Source organism: Cellulomonas fimi, from assembly GCF_012952065.1.
Classification (GTDB): Bacteria; Actinomycetota; Actinomycetes; order Actinomycetales; family Cellulomonadaceae; genus Pengzhenrongella; species Pengzhenrongella fimi_A.
The window spans coordinates 49,909-64,105 of sequence record NZ_JABCJJ010000010.1 but is presented as its reverse complement, the minus strand read 5'-3'; the positions used below and the strand labels follow the sequence as shown (position 1 = coordinate 64,105).

At 71.5% G+C, this 14,197-nt stretch carries 19 protein-coding genes; 7 read left to right on the top strand and 12 right to left on the bottom strand.

All coding sequences use genetic code 11. The annotated features are described in order from the left end of the window. Nucleotides 1–39: 39 nt before the first annotated feature. From HIR71_RS08485 to HIR71_RS08475, 3 genes are all read right to left on the bottom strand, one after another. Complete coding sequence (locus HIR71_RS08485; RefSeq protein WP_311836184.1) at nucleotides 40–894, bottom strand: metal ABC transporter permease; 855 nt, start codon at nucleotides 892–894, stop codon at nucleotides 40–42. After that, complete coding sequence (locus tag HIR71_RS08480) at nucleotides 891–1,682, bottom strand: metal ABC transporter ATP-binding protein (RefSeq protein ID WP_249051705.1); 792 nt, start codon at nucleotides 1,680–1,682, stop codon at nucleotides 891–893. The genes HIR71_RS08485 and HIR71_RS08480 overlap by 4 nt, the downstream gene beginning before the upstream one ends. A gap of 106 nt (nucleotides 1,683–1,788) precedes the next feature. After that, the gene (locus HIR71_RS08475; protein WP_169324623.1) at nucleotides 1,789–2,715 is read right to left on the bottom strand and encodes a metal ABC transporter solute-binding protein, Zn/Mn family; all 927 of its coding nucleotides are present in this window, start codon (nucleotides 2,713–2,715) and stop codon (nucleotides 1,789–1,791) included. A 91-nt stretch (nucleotides 2,716–2,806) separates the two neighbouring features. On the opposite strand from HIR71_RS08475, the gene HIR71_RS08470 reads away from it, so the two are divergent. The 3 genes from HIR71_RS08470 (at nucleotide 2,807) to HIR71_RS08465 (ending at nucleotide 3,599) form a co-directional block, all read left to right on the top strand. Continuing rightward, nucleotides 2,807–3,211 (top strand): Fur family transcriptional regulator, encoded by a 405-nt coding sequence (locus HIR71_RS08470; protein ID WP_169324622.1) that lies wholly within the window; start codon nucleotides 2,807–2,809, stop codon nucleotides 3,209–3,211. Between the two features lie 128 nt (nucleotides 3,212–3,339). Continuing rightward, nucleotides 3,340–3,474, top strand: coding sequence for a hypothetical protein (locus tag HIR71_RS17175; RefSeq protein ID WP_282959262.1), 135 nt, complete (start codon nucleotides 3,340–3,342; stop codon nucleotides 3,472–3,474). Beyond that, entirely contained in the window at nucleotides 3,471–3,599 is a 129-nt protein-coding gene (locus HIR71_RS08465; protein WP_169324621.1) for a zinc transporter permease, read from the top strand. Before HIR71_RS17175 ends, HIR71_RS08465 begins: the two co-directional genes overlap by 4 nt. Before the next feature lie 145 nt (nucleotides 3,600–3,744). Here the strand turns inward: HIR71_RS08465 and HIR71_RS08460 are convergent, their stop codons facing one another. The 9 genes from HIR71_RS08460 to HIR71_RS08420 all read right to left on the bottom strand — a co-directional run bounded on the left by HIR71_RS08460 (nucleotide 3,745) and on the right by HIR71_RS08420 (nucleotide 11,699). Beyond that, nucleotides 3,745–4,650: an HNH endonuclease gene (locus HIR71_RS08460; RefSeq protein WP_211373955.1), complete on the bottom strand. Its 906-nt coding sequence runs from the start codon at nucleotides 4,648–4,650 to the stop codon at nucleotides 3,745–3,747. A gap of 266 nt (nucleotides 4,651–4,916) precedes the next feature. Continuing rightward, nucleotides 4,917–6,029, bottom strand: a complete 1,113-nt coding sequence (locus tag HIR71_RS08455) for a sensor histidine kinase (protein ID WP_169324620.1) — start codon at nucleotides 6,027–6,029, stop codon at nucleotides 4,917–4,919. Beyond that, a complete protein-coding gene (locus HIR71_RS08450) occupies nucleotides 6,026–6,769 on the bottom strand; it encodes a response regulator transcription factor (RefSeq protein ID WP_169324619.1) in 744 nt (247 codons plus the stop codon). The genes HIR71_RS08455 and HIR71_RS08450 overlap by 4 nt, the downstream gene beginning before the upstream one ends. Beyond that, nucleotides 6,766–7,605 carry a PepSY domain-containing protein gene (locus HIR71_RS16425; protein ID WP_211373954.1) on the bottom strand — a complete coding sequence of 280 codons (840 nt, stop codon included), beginning with the start codon at nucleotides 7,603–7,605 and terminating at the stop codon, nucleotides 6,766–6,768. Before HIR71_RS16425 ends, HIR71_RS08450 begins: the two co-directional genes overlap by 4 nt. Beyond that, nucleotides 7,602–7,859 carry an SHOCT domain-containing protein gene (locus tag HIR71_RS08440; protein WP_211373953.1) on the bottom strand — a complete coding sequence of 86 codons (258 nt, stop codon included), beginning with the start codon at nucleotides 7,857–7,859 and terminating at the stop codon, nucleotides 7,602–7,604. Before HIR71_RS08440 ends, HIR71_RS16425 begins: the two co-directional genes overlap by 4 nt. A gap of 89 nt (nucleotides 7,860–7,948) precedes the next feature. After that, a complete protein-coding gene (gene nicT / locus HIR71_RS08435; protein WP_169324618.1) occupies nucleotides 7,949–9,082 on the bottom strand; it encodes a Nickel transporter NicT in 1,134 nt (377 codons plus the stop codon). Between the two features lie 26 nt (nucleotides 9,083–9,108). Beyond that, entirely contained in the window at nucleotides 9,109–9,927 is an 819-nt protein-coding gene (locus HIR71_RS08430) for a sulfite exporter TauE/SafE family protein (RefSeq protein WP_169324617.1), read from the bottom strand. Between the two features lie 37 nt (nucleotides 9,928–9,964). Continuing rightward, nucleotides 9,965–11,344: an MBL fold metallo-hydrolase gene (locus HIR71_RS08425; protein ID WP_169324616.1), complete on the bottom strand. Its 1,380-nt coding sequence runs from the start codon at nucleotides 11,342–11,344 to the stop codon at nucleotides 9,965–9,967. Between the two features lie 34 nt (nucleotides 11,345–11,378). Next, complete coding sequence (locus HIR71_RS08420; RefSeq protein ID WP_169324615.1) at nucleotides 11,379–11,699, bottom strand: rhodanese-like domain-containing protein; 321 nt, start codon at nucleotides 11,697–11,699, stop codon at nucleotides 11,379–11,381. 180 nt (nucleotides 11,700–11,879) lie between these two features. On the opposite strand from HIR71_RS08420, the gene HIR71_RS08415 reads away from it, so the two are divergent. The 4 genes from HIR71_RS08415 to HIR71_RS08400 all read left to right on the top strand — a co-directional run bounded on the left by HIR71_RS08415 (nucleotide 11,880) and on the right by HIR71_RS08400 (nucleotide 14,172). Then, nucleotides 11,880–12,251 (top strand): rhodanese-like domain-containing protein, encoded by a 372-nt coding sequence (locus tag HIR71_RS08415; RefSeq protein WP_169324614.1) that lies wholly within the window; start codon nucleotides 11,880–11,882, stop codon nucleotides 12,249–12,251. A gap of 245 nt (nucleotides 12,252–12,496) precedes the next feature. After that, nucleotides 12,497–13,267, top strand: a complete 771-nt coding sequence (locus HIR71_RS08410; protein ID WP_169324613.1) for a hypothetical protein — start codon at nucleotides 12,497–12,499, stop codon at nucleotides 13,265–13,267. Nucleotides 13,268–13,367: 100 nt separating this feature from the next. Beyond that, entirely contained in the window at nucleotides 13,368–13,739 is a 372-nt protein-coding gene (locus tag HIR71_RS08405) for a thioredoxin family protein (protein WP_169324612.1), read from the top strand. Nucleotides 13,740–13,776: 37 nt separating this feature from the next. Continuing rightward, nucleotides 13,777–14,172 (top strand): DUF302 domain-containing protein, encoded by a 396-nt coding sequence (locus tag HIR71_RS08400; protein WP_169324611.1) that lies wholly within the window; start codon nucleotides 13,777–13,779, stop codon nucleotides 14,170–14,172. Nucleotides 14,173–14,197: the final 25 nt, after the last annotated feature.

Sequence of the window (14,197 nt, the reverse complement as noted above, 5' to 3'; positions counted from 1 at the left end):
GTCCCGGCGGTGATGCAGCCTGTGTCGCGGTGGTGACGTCTATGCGTCGGACGACATCCTGCGACGGAAGCGGGCCACGAGCCGGCAGCCTACGTAGGCGAGGAAGATCACGGTGGTGGCGTACCCGGAGACCGGGAGCCCAGGCCCGAGCGAGAGCAGGGTGCCGCCGACCAGCCCGGCCTCCGCGATCAGTATCGCCATCATGGTGGCCTTGAACGGCGACGACGTGACCTGGGCGGCTGCGGCTCCTGGCGTGACCAGGACGGCGAGCACCAGGATGGCGCCGACCACAGGGACGGCCAAGGCGGTCGTCAGGCCGATGAGCACAGCGAACACCGGGCCGAGTACCCGAACGGGTACACCGTGGGCCGCTGCGACGCTCGGGTCGGCGCTGGAGAACAGCAGTGGCCGGTAGGTCACGCACAGTGTCCCGATCACCAGTGCTGCGGTCACGGCGAGCACCAGCAGGTTGGTGGAGTCGATGGACACGATCGAACCGGTGAGCAGACCGAACCGGTTGGCCGATCGGCCCTCGTAGAGCGCAAGCATCAGCACTCCCAGGCCGAGCCCGAAGGCCAGCACGACACCGATCACCGAGTCCCGCTCGCGCTGGCGCTTGCCGAGCATCCCGAACAGCAGGGAGGCGGCCACGGCCCCGCCTATCGCTCCGGAGCTGACGTCGATGCCCAGCAGGAGCGCCGCGGCCCCACCGGTGAACGCCAGCTCACTGGTGCCGTGCACGGCGAAGGCCATCCCGCGCGCGACGATGAGCGGTGCCAGCAGGCCGGCGATCAACCCGAGTATGGCGGCTGCGAGCAGGGCGTTCTGCACGAAGGGCAGCTGGAGCAGGGTCCCTACTCCCTCGAAGTTGATGATCCTGTCCAGGTAGCTCACCGGACCGCCCGATCGGGGACGTGGTGCACCGCGTGCCCGGGGCGTGGCACCGCGTCGTCCTCGGCGCCGACCACCACCAGCCGGCCCCGGACGGTGACCACGTCGACGTCGGTGCCGTAGAGGTCAGAGAGGACCTCGGAGGTCATGACCTCGGCGGGAGTCCCGATGCGGAACCGCCCGTTCACGAGGTACACGACCCGGTCGACCAGGTGGAGCACGGGGTTGATCTCGTGCGTGACGAAGACCACTGCGGAGCTCGTCGTCCGGCGCCGGTCGTCGATCAGTCGGCTGATCGTTCGCTGGTGGGCCAGGTCCAGTCCCAGGAACGGCTCGTCGCACAGCAGCACCGCCGGATCGCCGACCAGGGCCTGCGCCACGCGGAGCCGCTGCAACTCGCCTCCCGACAGACGCCCGACCGCCACGTCGGCGTAGTCCGTTGCCTCGACCGCGGCCAGTGCCGCGTGGACGCGCCGTCGCCGCACTGCACGTCGCCTGAACGACATGCCCATCCGGTGCCCGTCCCAGCCGAACCCGACCAGGTCGCGGCCGCGCAGCGCCAGCTCGGGGTCGGCGGAGGTCTGCTGGGGGATGTAGCCGATCCGGGGGCTGCCCCGACGCGCCGGCTCGCCGTCGATCAGCAGCGAGCCGGCGGACAGCGGCAGCAGTCCGAGCAGGACCTTCAGCAGGGTCGTCTTCCCAGAACCGTTGGGGCCGAGCACAGCGACGAACTCACCGGCCGCGACGTCGAGGTCGAGGTTGTCCCACAGCAGTCGGTCGCCGAAGCTCATCCGCGCGTCCCGCAGACGTATGGCGGGGACCTCGCGCGGCACGTCCCCGTCGGGCTCGCCGGCCGTGCCGGCCGGGCCGAGCAACCGACCGTCCGGAGGCAGGGCGCTAGGCATCCAGCGCCGCCGTCAGCGCGTCGATCTGCCCGCTCATCCACGCGACGTATTCCGGTGCGGTCAGCGTCTCGCTCATCTGCACGACCGGCACGCCGGCTGCCTCGGCAGCCTGCCGGACCTGGTCGGTCACGGCGCTCTGGGTCTGGGTGTTGAGGACCAGTGCCGCGACCGGATCGTCATCGAACAACGTGAGCATCTGCTGGAGAACCGCTGCGGACGGGTCCGTGCCCTCCTCGATGGCCTGCTGGAACTCCGCGGGCGCGAGGTTCTCCAAGCCGGCGTCCTGGAGCAGGTTGTTGGCCAGCGGCTCGGTGACGGCGATCCGGGTGCCCCCGTTCTCCGCGGAGATCTGGGCCAGCTGATCCCGGAGCCCGTCGAGCTGCGCGTTGAACTCGGCGGCATTGGCCTCGAACGTCTCCACCTCGTCGGGAACGGCCTCGCCGAGCTCGGCGGCCAGCGTCACGGCCAGGTCCTGGACGGTCTCCAGGTCGTACCAGAAGTGCTCGTTGGATTCCTCGCCGGCAGCCTCTGCGGCCGACGACAGGTCGGACAGCTCTGAGACGTTGACGATCGACGCGATGCCGCCGGCGCCCTCGATCAGCTGCGGCATGAACTGGTCGTAGCCGCTGCCGTTGTAGATCACGACCTGCGCCTGCCTCACGGCGACCGCATCCGCCGGGGTGGACTCGTACTCGAGCGGGTCCGCGCCGGAGTCGCTGATGAACGAGGTGACCTGGACAAGGTCGCCGCCCACGAACGAGGCGATGCTGCCGTAGACGTCGGTGGACGCCACCACCTGGACGGGCTCACCCCGGCCCCCGGCGGGCTCGACGGCGCCGGCGTCGTCCGACTGCTCCGTCGTGCCGCATCCGGCGAGAAGTACGGACAGCACGGCAAGCGGGGGCAGCCAACGGCGCATGGGGACTCCAGACAAGACGTGATGAGGAACGAGTCTGACGGTATTGATACCGATAACGGTTGTCAATTGTGGTGGGGTGGTGGAACTCAGGATGGGCGAGGTAGCAGGCCTGCTGCGCCGGGCTGGCCTGCGCCCGACGACCCAGCGCCGCATCATCGTGACGGACCTCATCGATCGCACGGGCACGCCCACCGCACTGGAGCTGCACGCGCTGCTGCGGGATGCCGGTCACCGGGTGGGTCTGAGCACCGTCTACCGCACCCTCGGGGCGCTGGCCGAGGCCGGCGTCGTCCACACCTTTCCCCGCAGGAACGAGGTCGCCTTCCGCCGGTGCGCCGATGGCCCCCACCAGCACCTCATCTGCCTCAGCTGCGGGCGCATCGAGGATCTGGCGCCCCCCCAGCTCGACGCCGCCGCCGGCTCGCTGGCGTATCCGGCGGGTTTCACGGTGCAGGGCCGGCGCACGGACGTCTACGGCGTCTGCGCCGCGTGCTGACCACCAGCGAGGTGGCCGGCCGGCCCTGGCCTGAGCGGTCACCACGCGACCTGCACCTATACATGAAGCACGGCTCATGTGTTGATACGGCTCATGTGTTGATGAGGTCGAGGTCGGGGTGGAGGCCCGTGGCCGGGCTGCGCGGCGCCGGGCTGGTCACCTCGAGTCGCCGCGGCTGGGAGGTGTGCTACCAGCTGGCCGATGACCACGTCGCGCACATCGCGCGCGACGCCATCCGTCACGTTCAGGAGAAGCGCCCATGAGCACGACGTCCGCCGACCCGGTGCCCCACACCGCGGCCGAGCACGAGCACCGCGAGGGATGTGGGCACGCCACGGTCGAGCACCGCGACCACATCGACGCCGCCCACGACGGCCACCGCGGCTGATCGGCGCGGATCCCTGGGCCAGCGTCCATGCCTGCAGGCTGAGTGCAGATCACTTCGAAGGTGCGGGCCGCGATCGGTGGCAAACTGCTGCGCCGGGAGCTCTACGTCGCGATGACGCGGGCACGGGACGGGTTGTGGCTCGGGGTCATCTGACCTCACGAGCCCCCGCGGTGAACCGCTCCCAGCGCCACGCCAGCAGGTCACGGCTCGGTCGGTCCGCGGGCTTTCTCGGCAGCTCGAGCCGCCTGCCGTGCATCGCCTGGATGCCGTGCTCGAGCATCGGCCCGTCGATCTCCTCGAGCACCTCGAGGTCGATCCGCACCTCGTAGTCCGGCGTCACGCCGAGCATGTCGTGGTCGTAGGCGGCGTGGTGGATCTTGCACAGGGCGAGGCCGTTCGGCGTCGTCGGCGTCCCGAGCGGGTCGCCGTCCGGGACGATGTGGGCCGCGTCGAGCAGCGAGCCGTGGCGGAGCGAGCAGACGGCGCAGCGCGTCTCGTAGGCCAGGAGAACGCGCGTCCGGAAGGCGGGCTGGTGGAGCCGCTGCTTGGCGAGGCGTCGGGCGTACTCCCGCTGCGGCTCCGACAGGTCACGGACGTCACCCATGTACCGGAACGCCTCGTCGAGCGCGACCACAAAGGTCCGCTCCTCCGGGTAGTCGTCGACCACGTACACCGGCATGACGGGCGTGTAGTAGTTGGCGACCTCCTTACGGAACAGGATGAGCGGCTGCCCGGTCTCGATCGCGGCGCGCATCTTGCGGTTGTCTCCGCGGAACGGGTCGCCGTCGCGGTAGGCGTAGTGCAGGAGCCCGTCGTCGCGCTTCTCCACGTCGTCGTACGGGCCGGAGGCCGAGGCCACGATCGAGAGCGTCGAGGAGAAGCCCTGCGGGTTCCTGATCCCACGCGAGTAGTCGATGATCGGCAGGTCGCGGTCCGCGATCCGGAAGCCGAGGAGCTCCTGGCGGTGCAGGAAGCCGCCGTTGGCCTCCGCGCGTTCCCGCACCCAGTCCATGATCTGCACGCGGAGCGCGGCTTCCAACGCGGAGTCCATCTGGGCAGCTCACCACTCGGAACGGGGATGAGCTACCGCCGATCGGGGTGAATCGGCCCCGGACGCTCTCGGGCCCGCCACCCGAGCCGCGGCCTCCGCGGGCCCCCGCGCGGGTGAATGAGGATCTTCGTGCACGCACCGATGCTGTAGGCGTACCGAGCGCTGTAGCACAGCGGAACACAGTCGACATCGGTGGGCACTCGGCGTACTGGGACGCCTGCCAACGTCGTCAAGGAAGAACTGCGTTCTGAGGCTGCCTGGGGATCTCAAGGCGGTGTCGTCGGGAGAGTGACGGTGAAGGTAGCTCCTTGATCGGGGCCGTCGCTGGTGGCCCTGATGTGTCCGCCGTGGGCCTGGGTCAGGGCCCGTGCGATGGTCAGGCCGATGCCGCTGCCGCCGCGCTGGCGCGAGCGGCCGGGGTCGACGCGGTAGAAGCGCTCGAAGACGCGTCGCAGGTGCTCGGGGGCCAGGCCCTCGCCGGTGTCCACCACCGCGAGCTCGACCACTCCCTGGCCGTCTCGGGCCGTGAGCGTGACGACGCCGGGTGCCGGGGTGTGCCGGAGCGCATTGTCGAGCAGGTTGGCGAGCACCTCCTGGATCCGGTCCGGGTCCACGCGCACGGCGGGCAGGCCCGCGGTCACGTCGGTCAGCAGGCTCACCCCGGACCTGGCGTACGCCGGCCGGGCAGCCTCCGCGGCGGCATCCACCAGCTGCGCGGGTGCCATGGCTCGTAGGTGCAGGTCGAGCCGGCGCTCCTCGGCGCGGGAGACGGTGGCGAGGTCGTCCACGAGTCGCTCGACGCGTGCCAGCTGCGCGTGCAGCGTGCGGACCGCGTCGGGGTCGAGCACCAGCACGCCGTCGGAGAGCGCGTCGATGTATCCGCGCAGCGCCGTCAGCGGTGTCCGTAGCTCGTGCGCGACGTCGCGCAGCATCTCAGCACGGGTGCGTTCGGTGACGGCGAGGTCGTGCGCCGTCTGGTCCAGGGCGTTGCCCAGGGCCTCCAGCTCCGGGCCGGTGCCCCTGATGCTCACCCGGGCGGTGTAGTCCCCCGCGGCGATGCGGTCTGCCGCACCGGCCATGGCCTGGACCGGTCGGACGACCCGCCGTGTCACGAACCAGCTCACGGCCAGCACGGTGACCAAGGAAGCGACCACGGCCACCGCGAGGGAGGTGCCCGTGGCCCCGAGGAAGGCCGCGACGATGTGCTCCTCAGAGGCGGCGCCAACCGGTTCGGGGAGCTGGCTCAGGTGCTCCTGGAACAGCCCCGGGGCGAGCATCAGGGTGACGCCCAGGAGGGTCAGCGCACCCGCGACGACGACGAGGCCCTGCGCCAGGAATAGGCGCGGCCCGAGGCCCACGGGTCGGCGGGGCGGGCTCATCTGCCGGCTCCCATCCCGTATCCGAAGCCGCGTACCGTGCGGATGTAGCGGGGGGACTGGGCGTCGTCGCCGAGCTTGCGCCGCAGGTTCGCTACGTGGACGTCCACGACGTGGCGGTCGCCGAACCACTGCCCACCCCAGACCTGTTCGAAGAGCTGGTCCCGGCCGAGCACGTGCCCCGGACGCTCGGAGAGGACGTCGAGCAGGTCGAACTCGGTACGCGTGAGCTCCACGCGCCGACCGCCGCGGAAGACCTCACGCGTGGCCGGGTCGATGGTGAGGTCCCCGACCCGCCGCACCGGCTGATCCTTGGCCGTGCCGGCGCGTGGGCGGCGGAGCATCGCGCGCACCCGGGCCACCAGCTCCGGCGCCGAGAAGGGTTTCGTGACGTAGTCGTCCGCCCCGGTGGAGAGCCCGACCACCCGGTCGAGCTCCTCGGTGCGGGCGGTCAGCATGATGACGTAGGCGTCGGAGAACGTCCGCAGCCGCCGGCACACCTCCAGCCCGTCGATGCCCGGGAGCATCAGGTCCAGCACGACGACATCCGGCTCACGGGCCCGCGCGAGGTCCAGCGCCGCCTGCCCCTCGCCAGCGACGGCTACCTCGAAGCCCTCCCGTTCGAGGTAGCCGGCGACCACCCGCGCGATCGCGGGCTCGTCCTCCACGACGAGGACCCGCGGCCGTGTCGCCTCAGCGCCGCCGCGGGTCGGGGGCTGCCCCGCACCGGCACCGAGGCTCACCCAGCCTCCGACATCTCCACGAAGCGGCCGTGCCAGCCGTGGGACCACACCGCGCCGGTGACCGCGTTGACCGACACCATGCCGGCGACCTCGCCGTCCTGGAGCCTGTGCAGGGTGTAGTAGCCCGGGAACTCCTCCGCGGGCCCCACGGTGGTCCCGTCCCCGCTCAGTGCGCGCTGCGCCGCGGCAAGGGCCTCCTCGGCGGATACCTCCGGCGTGCCGAAACCGGCGGCGGCCATCCCGTAGCGGGAGTTCCACATCATGGCGGGACCAAGCTCCATCTGGACGCCGCCGGTGCCGGGATCCACCAGCACCTCGGTGACCCTCGACCCCCCGGGGTCCAGGATCTGGGCGTAGTAGTGGTTAGAGAACCGCATCACCTCACCGACACGGAGATCACCGCCCAGGGACCGGGCGAAGTCGGCGGCCTGTTCACGGGCGCCATCCAGGTCAGCCACCGGGCCGCCGTTGCCGCCGACCCAGCCCATCATTCCCGTGCCGTCGGTGCCGATCATCCCCGTGCCGTCGGTGCCCATCATCCCGGTGCCGTTGCTGCCGCCCATCATCCCGGTCTCGACGGCACTCGTCATCTCGGTGCCGGTGCCGTTGCCGCCCATCCCGGTGCCGTTGCTGCCGCCCATCATCCCGGTCCCGGCGGCGCCCATCATCTCCGGGCCCGGGCCGGTCCAGTTCTCGCCGTCCTGAGCACTGAACGTGGCCCATGGGATCGGCGACGCCCAGGCTGGGGTCTCCTGGGTTACCAGCCAGGCGCCCGAGCCAAGGGCACCGGCCAGGGCCACGGCGGGCACCAGGAACTGTGAGATCCGGTGCCTCATGACAGCTCCCGATCCACCCGGCCGGAGTCCAGCGCGACGCGCATGGCGCGGTAGGTCTCGGAGTCGATCTCACCGGCAGCGAACCGCCGGTCCAGGATCTCCTGCGGGGTCTCGACCCGCGGCGCGGAGCCTCGGGCACCACCGGCCGGGAACACCCGCATGACCGCCCAGACGATCAGCGCGAGTACCGCTACCCAGAAGATCACCATGGCGATCCAGCCACCGGCGCCCATTCCCCAACCCCAACCCATCATCTTCGTGTCCTTCCGTGAGTGTTTTCCAACTTCGGAACAACGGTCGCTCACGCGGATGAAGGGATCGTTCGGCGAACATCAAGACGACATCAAGGAGACCGGGTCGACCGTCCCGTGCCCAATCCGTCGGCCGTGCGCCAGCGCTGTTCGACCCGGCCCAGGCGCCAGATGGCGAGGCTGATCAGCCACGTGCCGATGAAGAGGGCGACGAAGGCGTAGCCGACGTTGCCCAGGTCGAGCCCGGCGATCCAGCCGAGAAGCCCGCCGGTTGGCTGGAGGTGCTCGGCGAGGAGCTGGAGGAGCACGGTGGCGCCGATGCCGAGGGCGGCGATGACGGACAGGGCCGTGACGGTGAGGCTGTAGTAGACCTTGCGTACCGGGGCCAGGAAGGCCCATCGGTAGGCGCGGGCCATCAGGATGCCGTCGGCGGCGTCGAACAGGCTCATCCCGGCGGCGAAGAGCACGGGGAGCACGAGGATCGCGTACCAGGGCAGGGTCAGCGCGGCGGTGCCGCCGGCCAGGACGAGCAGTGCGACCTGGGTCGCGGTGTCGAAGCCGAGGCCCATGAGCAGCCCCACGAGGTACATGTGCCAGGGCTTGGCACCCCGGCGGGTGAACCGGTTCAGCAGACGGGCGAGCAGGCCCCGGTTGTTCAGGTGTCGTTCGAGCTCGGCCTCGTCCAGGGGTGCGCCGCGCATCTCGCGGAAGATCTTCACGATCCCGGCGACGGACCCGAGGTTGAGCAGGCCGATGAGGATGAGGAAGGTGCCGGCCACGATGGAGCCCACCGTGCCGAGAGTCTGCTGCAGGGCCGAGCCGGAGTCCGCGACGGGGCCGACGACGACCCGCAGCCCCAGGGCGAGGAGCAGTGACAGCCCGAAGACGACGCTGGAGTGGCCGAGGGCGAACCAGAACCCGACGCTGAGCGCGGGCCGGGACTCGGCCACGAGCTTGCGGGTGGTGTTGTCGATGGCAGCGATGTGGTCGGCGTCGAAGGCGTGCCGCACGCCGAGGAGGAAGGCGGTCACGCCCACGCCGACGCCGAACACCCCGGCGCTGCCCACCCGCAGGTCCTGCGGGGCCACGGCCAGGAGCAGCACGCCCCAGCCGACGAGGTTGAGCAGCAGCACGACCGTGGCCATGCCGGCGAGCGAGCGCTTCTCGGCGCCGCCCCACGGACGGGGCAGGGACGTGCGGGGTGCCAGGGCTGTGGGAAGGGCCATGTAATGGTCCTTGGGTCGTTTGCCGGTCAAAGGAGCGGGGCGAGGCTTTGGGCGGCAGTGTAGAGCGCGACGAGGACGAGCAGGACGGTGAACGCCAGGCTGAGCCGGGCGGGTTTCACGCGGGTGGTGATCCGCGCGCCTAGGAGGGAGCCGAGCACCGCGGCGGCGGTGAAGGAGGCGATCACGCCCCAGTCCAGGGTCACGTCCTGGCCGAGCCGGGAGAGCAGCGCACTGGCGCTGTTGACGGTGATGACCACCAGGGAGGTGCCGACGGCGACCGGCATGGGCAGGCGCAGTGCGAGCACCAGGGCCGGGACGACGACGAAGCCGCCGCCGACCCCGAAGAACCCGGTCAGCAGCCCGACGGCGGTGGCCGTCAGGAGCAGCACGCCGACCGCGCGGCAGTCGCAGCAGAACGGGCGCAGGGAGACCATGGGGGTGGTCCGGGCCTCGACCTGGCTGCGGCCGGCGGTCTCGTTGCGGGCCGCGGCGCGGCGGCGCCGGGTCATCACGGCCGCGACGACGAGCATGAGAGCCGCGAACGCGGCGAGCAGGACGTTCGGGGGCACCGAGGTCGACAGCAGTGAGCCGGCGAAGGCGCCGCCGACGCCGAGGAGGCCGAAGACGGCGCCCTGACCCAGGCGGATCCGGCCGGCCCGCAGGTGCGGCAGCATGCCGATCAGGGTCGTGATGCCGACGATGATGAGCGATCCGGTCGTCGCGGACCGGGGGTCGAGGCCGAGGAGGTAGACCAGGGCCGGGACGGTCAGGATGGATCCGCCGCCGCCGAGGGCGCCGAGGGTGATGCCGACGACGAGGCCGATCGGCAGCGTCAGGGCAAGCACAACTGGGTCCTTCGCCAGGGTCGAGGGCGGCGGACGGTCAGGCGGAGGCCGGGGTTGCCTCGGTGACGATGGGCAGCCCGGCGGCCTGCGCGGAGCGGTCGAAGCTGTCGTCGACCACGACCACGCGGCGGCCGGTGGCCGCGACGAGTGAGGCGGAGATGGAGGCACGGTAGCCGGACGCGCAGTGCACCCAGACCTCCCCCTCGGGCACCTCGTCCATGCGCTTGACGATGTCGTGGATCGGGATGTGCACCGCACCGTCGATGTGGGCCTCGCGCCACTCGCTGACCCGGCGCACGTCCAGGACGGTGACGGGCCGGTGGTGGCGGACCTGGGCGAGGTCGGCGAAGCTCGCGGACGCCAAGGTGGCGAGCGGGGCGTCGGTCCACTCCTCCGGGCGGCCGGTCGCGGCCGCGGCGGGGCGGTCGATGCCGATCCGGGTCAGCTCGCGCTGGGCCTCGGCGACCTGCTCCAGGCTCTCGCCCAGCAGCGTGACCGGGGTGCCCCAGGGGATCAGCCAGCCCAGGTAGGTCGCGAACTGACCGTCCAGGCCGAAGTTGAACGTGCCCGGCACGTGGCCGGCGGCGAAGGCGGTCCGGGTGCGCAGGTCCACCAGCCACTCCCCGGCCTCGAGCCGGCGGCGGAGCTGGTCCTTGTCGGCCCGCTCGGGCTCGGAGAGGTCGGAGGCGGTGGGGCCGGCGGCGTTGGCCGAGCCCATGTGCACGTAGTAGGCGGGATAGGCGTCCAGGCCGGCGAGGACATCGGCGACGTAGTCCTCCTCGTCCTGGCTCAGCACCGGGTTGATCAGCCGCTCCTGGCCGATCGTGGAGGCGGTGGTGTCGCCGCCCGCGGAGGTGGCGGCGCAGAAGCTGCCGAACCCGTGGGTCGGCATGACCTTGGTGTCCTCGCTCAGCTCGGCCGCCAGCCTGCGGGCGGAGCTGTACTGGTGACGGGCCAGGGCGTGCGTGTGGGCCTCGCCGAGCAGGTCCGGTCGCCCGGTGGAGCCGAACAGCAGTGAGCCGCCGGAGAAGACCGCGGGCTGGGTGCCCTCGAGCACGTAGGACAGGTGGGTGAAGGTGTGTCCGGGGGTGTGCATGGCGCGCACCCGCAGGGTGGGGCTGACCTCGACGACCTGGCCGTCGCGGATCTGGGTGCGCTCGAAGGAGACCTCGTCCTCGGCGTTGACGTAGTAGCGCGCGCCGGTCTGCTGCGCCAGGGCGTAGCCGCCGGTGACGTAGTCGTTGTGGATGTGAGTCTCGAAGACGTGCGTGATCCGCACGCCCGCCTTGTCGGCGGCGTCGAGGACGCGGTCGATGTCGCGCTGGGGGTCGACGGCGAAGGCGACCTCGCCGTCGTGGACGAGGTAGCTGCGGTCGCCCAGCGACGGGGTCTCGATGGAGATGATCGTGGTGGCCATCAAGGTGGTCCTTTCAGGTGGGGTGAGGTGGCGGTCACGCTGCGGCGTGCGGGCCGGTCGCGACTGTGTTGCCGGCGCTGATCCAGCCCTCGGTTCCGCCGCGGACCGAGTAGGCGTCGTAACCCGCACCGCGCAGGTAGTCGGTGGCGCGAAGGCTGCGGTTACCGCTGGCGCAGATGACGTATACGGGCTGGTTCGTCGGCAGAGCGGCGGTCCGCTCCGCGACCTCGCTCAGCGGGAGCAGTTCGGCACCGGGGACGTGACCCTGCACGTACTCGAACGGCTCGCGCACGTCGATGACAAACGCGCCGTCGGCCTTCGCGGCCGCGAACTGGTCGATGGAGACCTCAGCCATGGACCTTCCTTCCTGAAGCGACGATACCCCTCGGGGTATAGGTTTCGAGAGCTTGCAACGTGCCATCCGCCGACCGCATTCCCTATCCCGGCAAGGACCCGTGAAGTCGCGGCCCGCGGCGCCCCCACATGACACCATGATACCCCTGGGGGTATCGTATCAGCTGAAAGGAGTTCACCCATGACGACCACCACCCTTGTGACCCGGCTGCGTGCCCTGTTCAGCCGCGGCGCGAATGACGGGCATCTCGGTTCGACGGTCAGCGCGGCGCGCGCGGTCGAGCTGGTCCGTGACGGGGCCGCCCTGCTCGACGTGCGCGAGCGCCACGAGTGGCGCACCGGGCACGCCCCCCAGGCCGTCCACCTCCCCCTCGCCCAGCTCGACAAGGCCCCGCAGCGCCTACCCAAGGAGGGCCCCGTCGTGGTCGTGTGCGCGAGCGGCATGCGCTCGCGCACCGCCGCGAAGCGGCTGCGCGACCTCGGCCTCGACGCCGCCAGCATCGCCGGCGGCATGGGCGCATGGCAGCGCGCCGGCGGCGCCGTCCGCCGCTGAGCACGTCCCTACCGACGAGCCCCGACACACGCGATCACCCCCCGGAGATGACCCATGTGCAGTCCCGCACGTTGCACCACCTGCGCCAAGACAACCTGGACCGGCTGCGGCCTGCACGTCGACGCCGTCCTGTCCGGTCTCGACCCGGCCCAGCGGTGCACCTGCCAGTGACCGCGCCTTGCAGACCGACGACCGACACCGGGCCCGCCCACGCCGCCCGGGCGGAGGCGCTCCAGCGCGAGGCGATGACCCGACTGACCGCGACGGCCGAAAACCAGTCCCTGTGCACGCTCTCCCGCGACGGCTCGGCGTGCTCCACGGCGAAGTACCACGAGGGCGCCATCGCCGCCCTGGCCCAGGCCCGACGCGCGCTCACCGCAGCCGAGCCGGGAGCCGACCCGGACGACCCGATCAGGGCGGTGCGCGCCCGTTGGGTCGGGCAGGCAGGCGCAGGGACCACCGGCGCGGCCTGGCGGGCCTACCTCGAGGGCGGCCGTGACGGTCTCGACATCCTGCTGGCCCCGGCCGGGACCAGCACCGGACCGGCCGCCGGCACGCCGCCTTCAGCCACCGGCCCGACCGCAGCCGGCGAGCGGGCCCCCGGACCGGCGTCGCGAGTCCTTGTCGGTTCCGCCGCGGCAGGCCGGCTCGGCGGCGGGCGCTGGCCCCGCCGCCGCGTCACCGCCACGGCGGTGCTCACGCCCGCGCTCTTCGCCGTGCTGGTCGCCGCGGGCGGCGGCTTCCCCGCCGCTGCGCCGTGGACCGTGCTCGTCGCCCTCGTGGCGGTCGCTGCGGCCGCGACGCTGGCGACCTACCTGCCCGGCCCCGGGAAGGGCCGCCGACCGGCCCTCGGGTGCTCCCCGTGCGCGGCCATGGCGGCGATGACGGTCCTGGCGGCCGCCTGGTTCCTCCAGGCGGCGCCGCACCAGCCGTCCATGGCCGCCGCAGCCCTCGCCGCGGTGGGGTTCGGGCTTCTCCAGCGCCTCACCCAGACCGACGCCAGCTGCGCCAGCTGACCCGCGCCGGTGCTGGCGCCCGCGCCGGAATATCGGCGTCCCACGAGTGGTGTATACCCTGGAGGGTATTCTGCGGAGACCAAGCAAGGGAGTTCGCCACGTGGCTACCGTCAACCTCACCGCCCACACCTTCATGGAAACCATCCACCGGGACGGGATCGTCCTGGTCGACTGGTGGGCGTCCTGGTGCGGCCCGTGCCGGATGTTCGCCCCCGTCTACGAGCGGGCCTCCCAGGCCCACGACGACATCGTGTTCGCCGAGGTTGACACCGAGGCCGAGCAGTCCCTTTCCGCCCAGGCAGCGATCACCTCCATCCCGACGCTGATGGCCTTCCGCGACGGTATCGGCGTCTTCGCCCAGCCGGGTGCGCTGCCCCCGGCGGCGCTCGAACAGGTCATCGCGGCCGTGCGCGACCTGGACATGGACCAGGTCCGCGTGCAGCTCGCGGAGCAGGAAAAGCAGTCCGCCTGACATCGGTCAGGTCCGACCCGAGAAACGGAGAGCAACCATGACCTACAGCATCACCACCACCGTCGACCAGCCGTTCGACCAGACCGTCACCGCGGTCCGCGACGCGCTGGCCGAGCAGGGCTTCGGCATCCTGACCGAGATCGACATGGCCACGACACTGAAGTACAAGCTTGACGTCGACATCCCCCCGCAGGTCATCCTCGGCGCCTGCAACCCACCCCTGGCCTATCGCGCCCTGCAGGCCGAGGAGTCCATCGGACTGCTCCTGCCCTGCAACGTCGTCGTGCGCTCCGCCGGCCCGCACCGCACCGTCGTCGAGGCCCTCGACCCGCAGATCATGGTCGGGGTCACCCACAACGACCAGCTCGGCGCCGTGGCCGACGAGGCTGCCGGCCGGCTGCGCACGGCCCTGTCCACCCTCCAGCGGGCATGACGACAACCACACCGCGGGCACGACC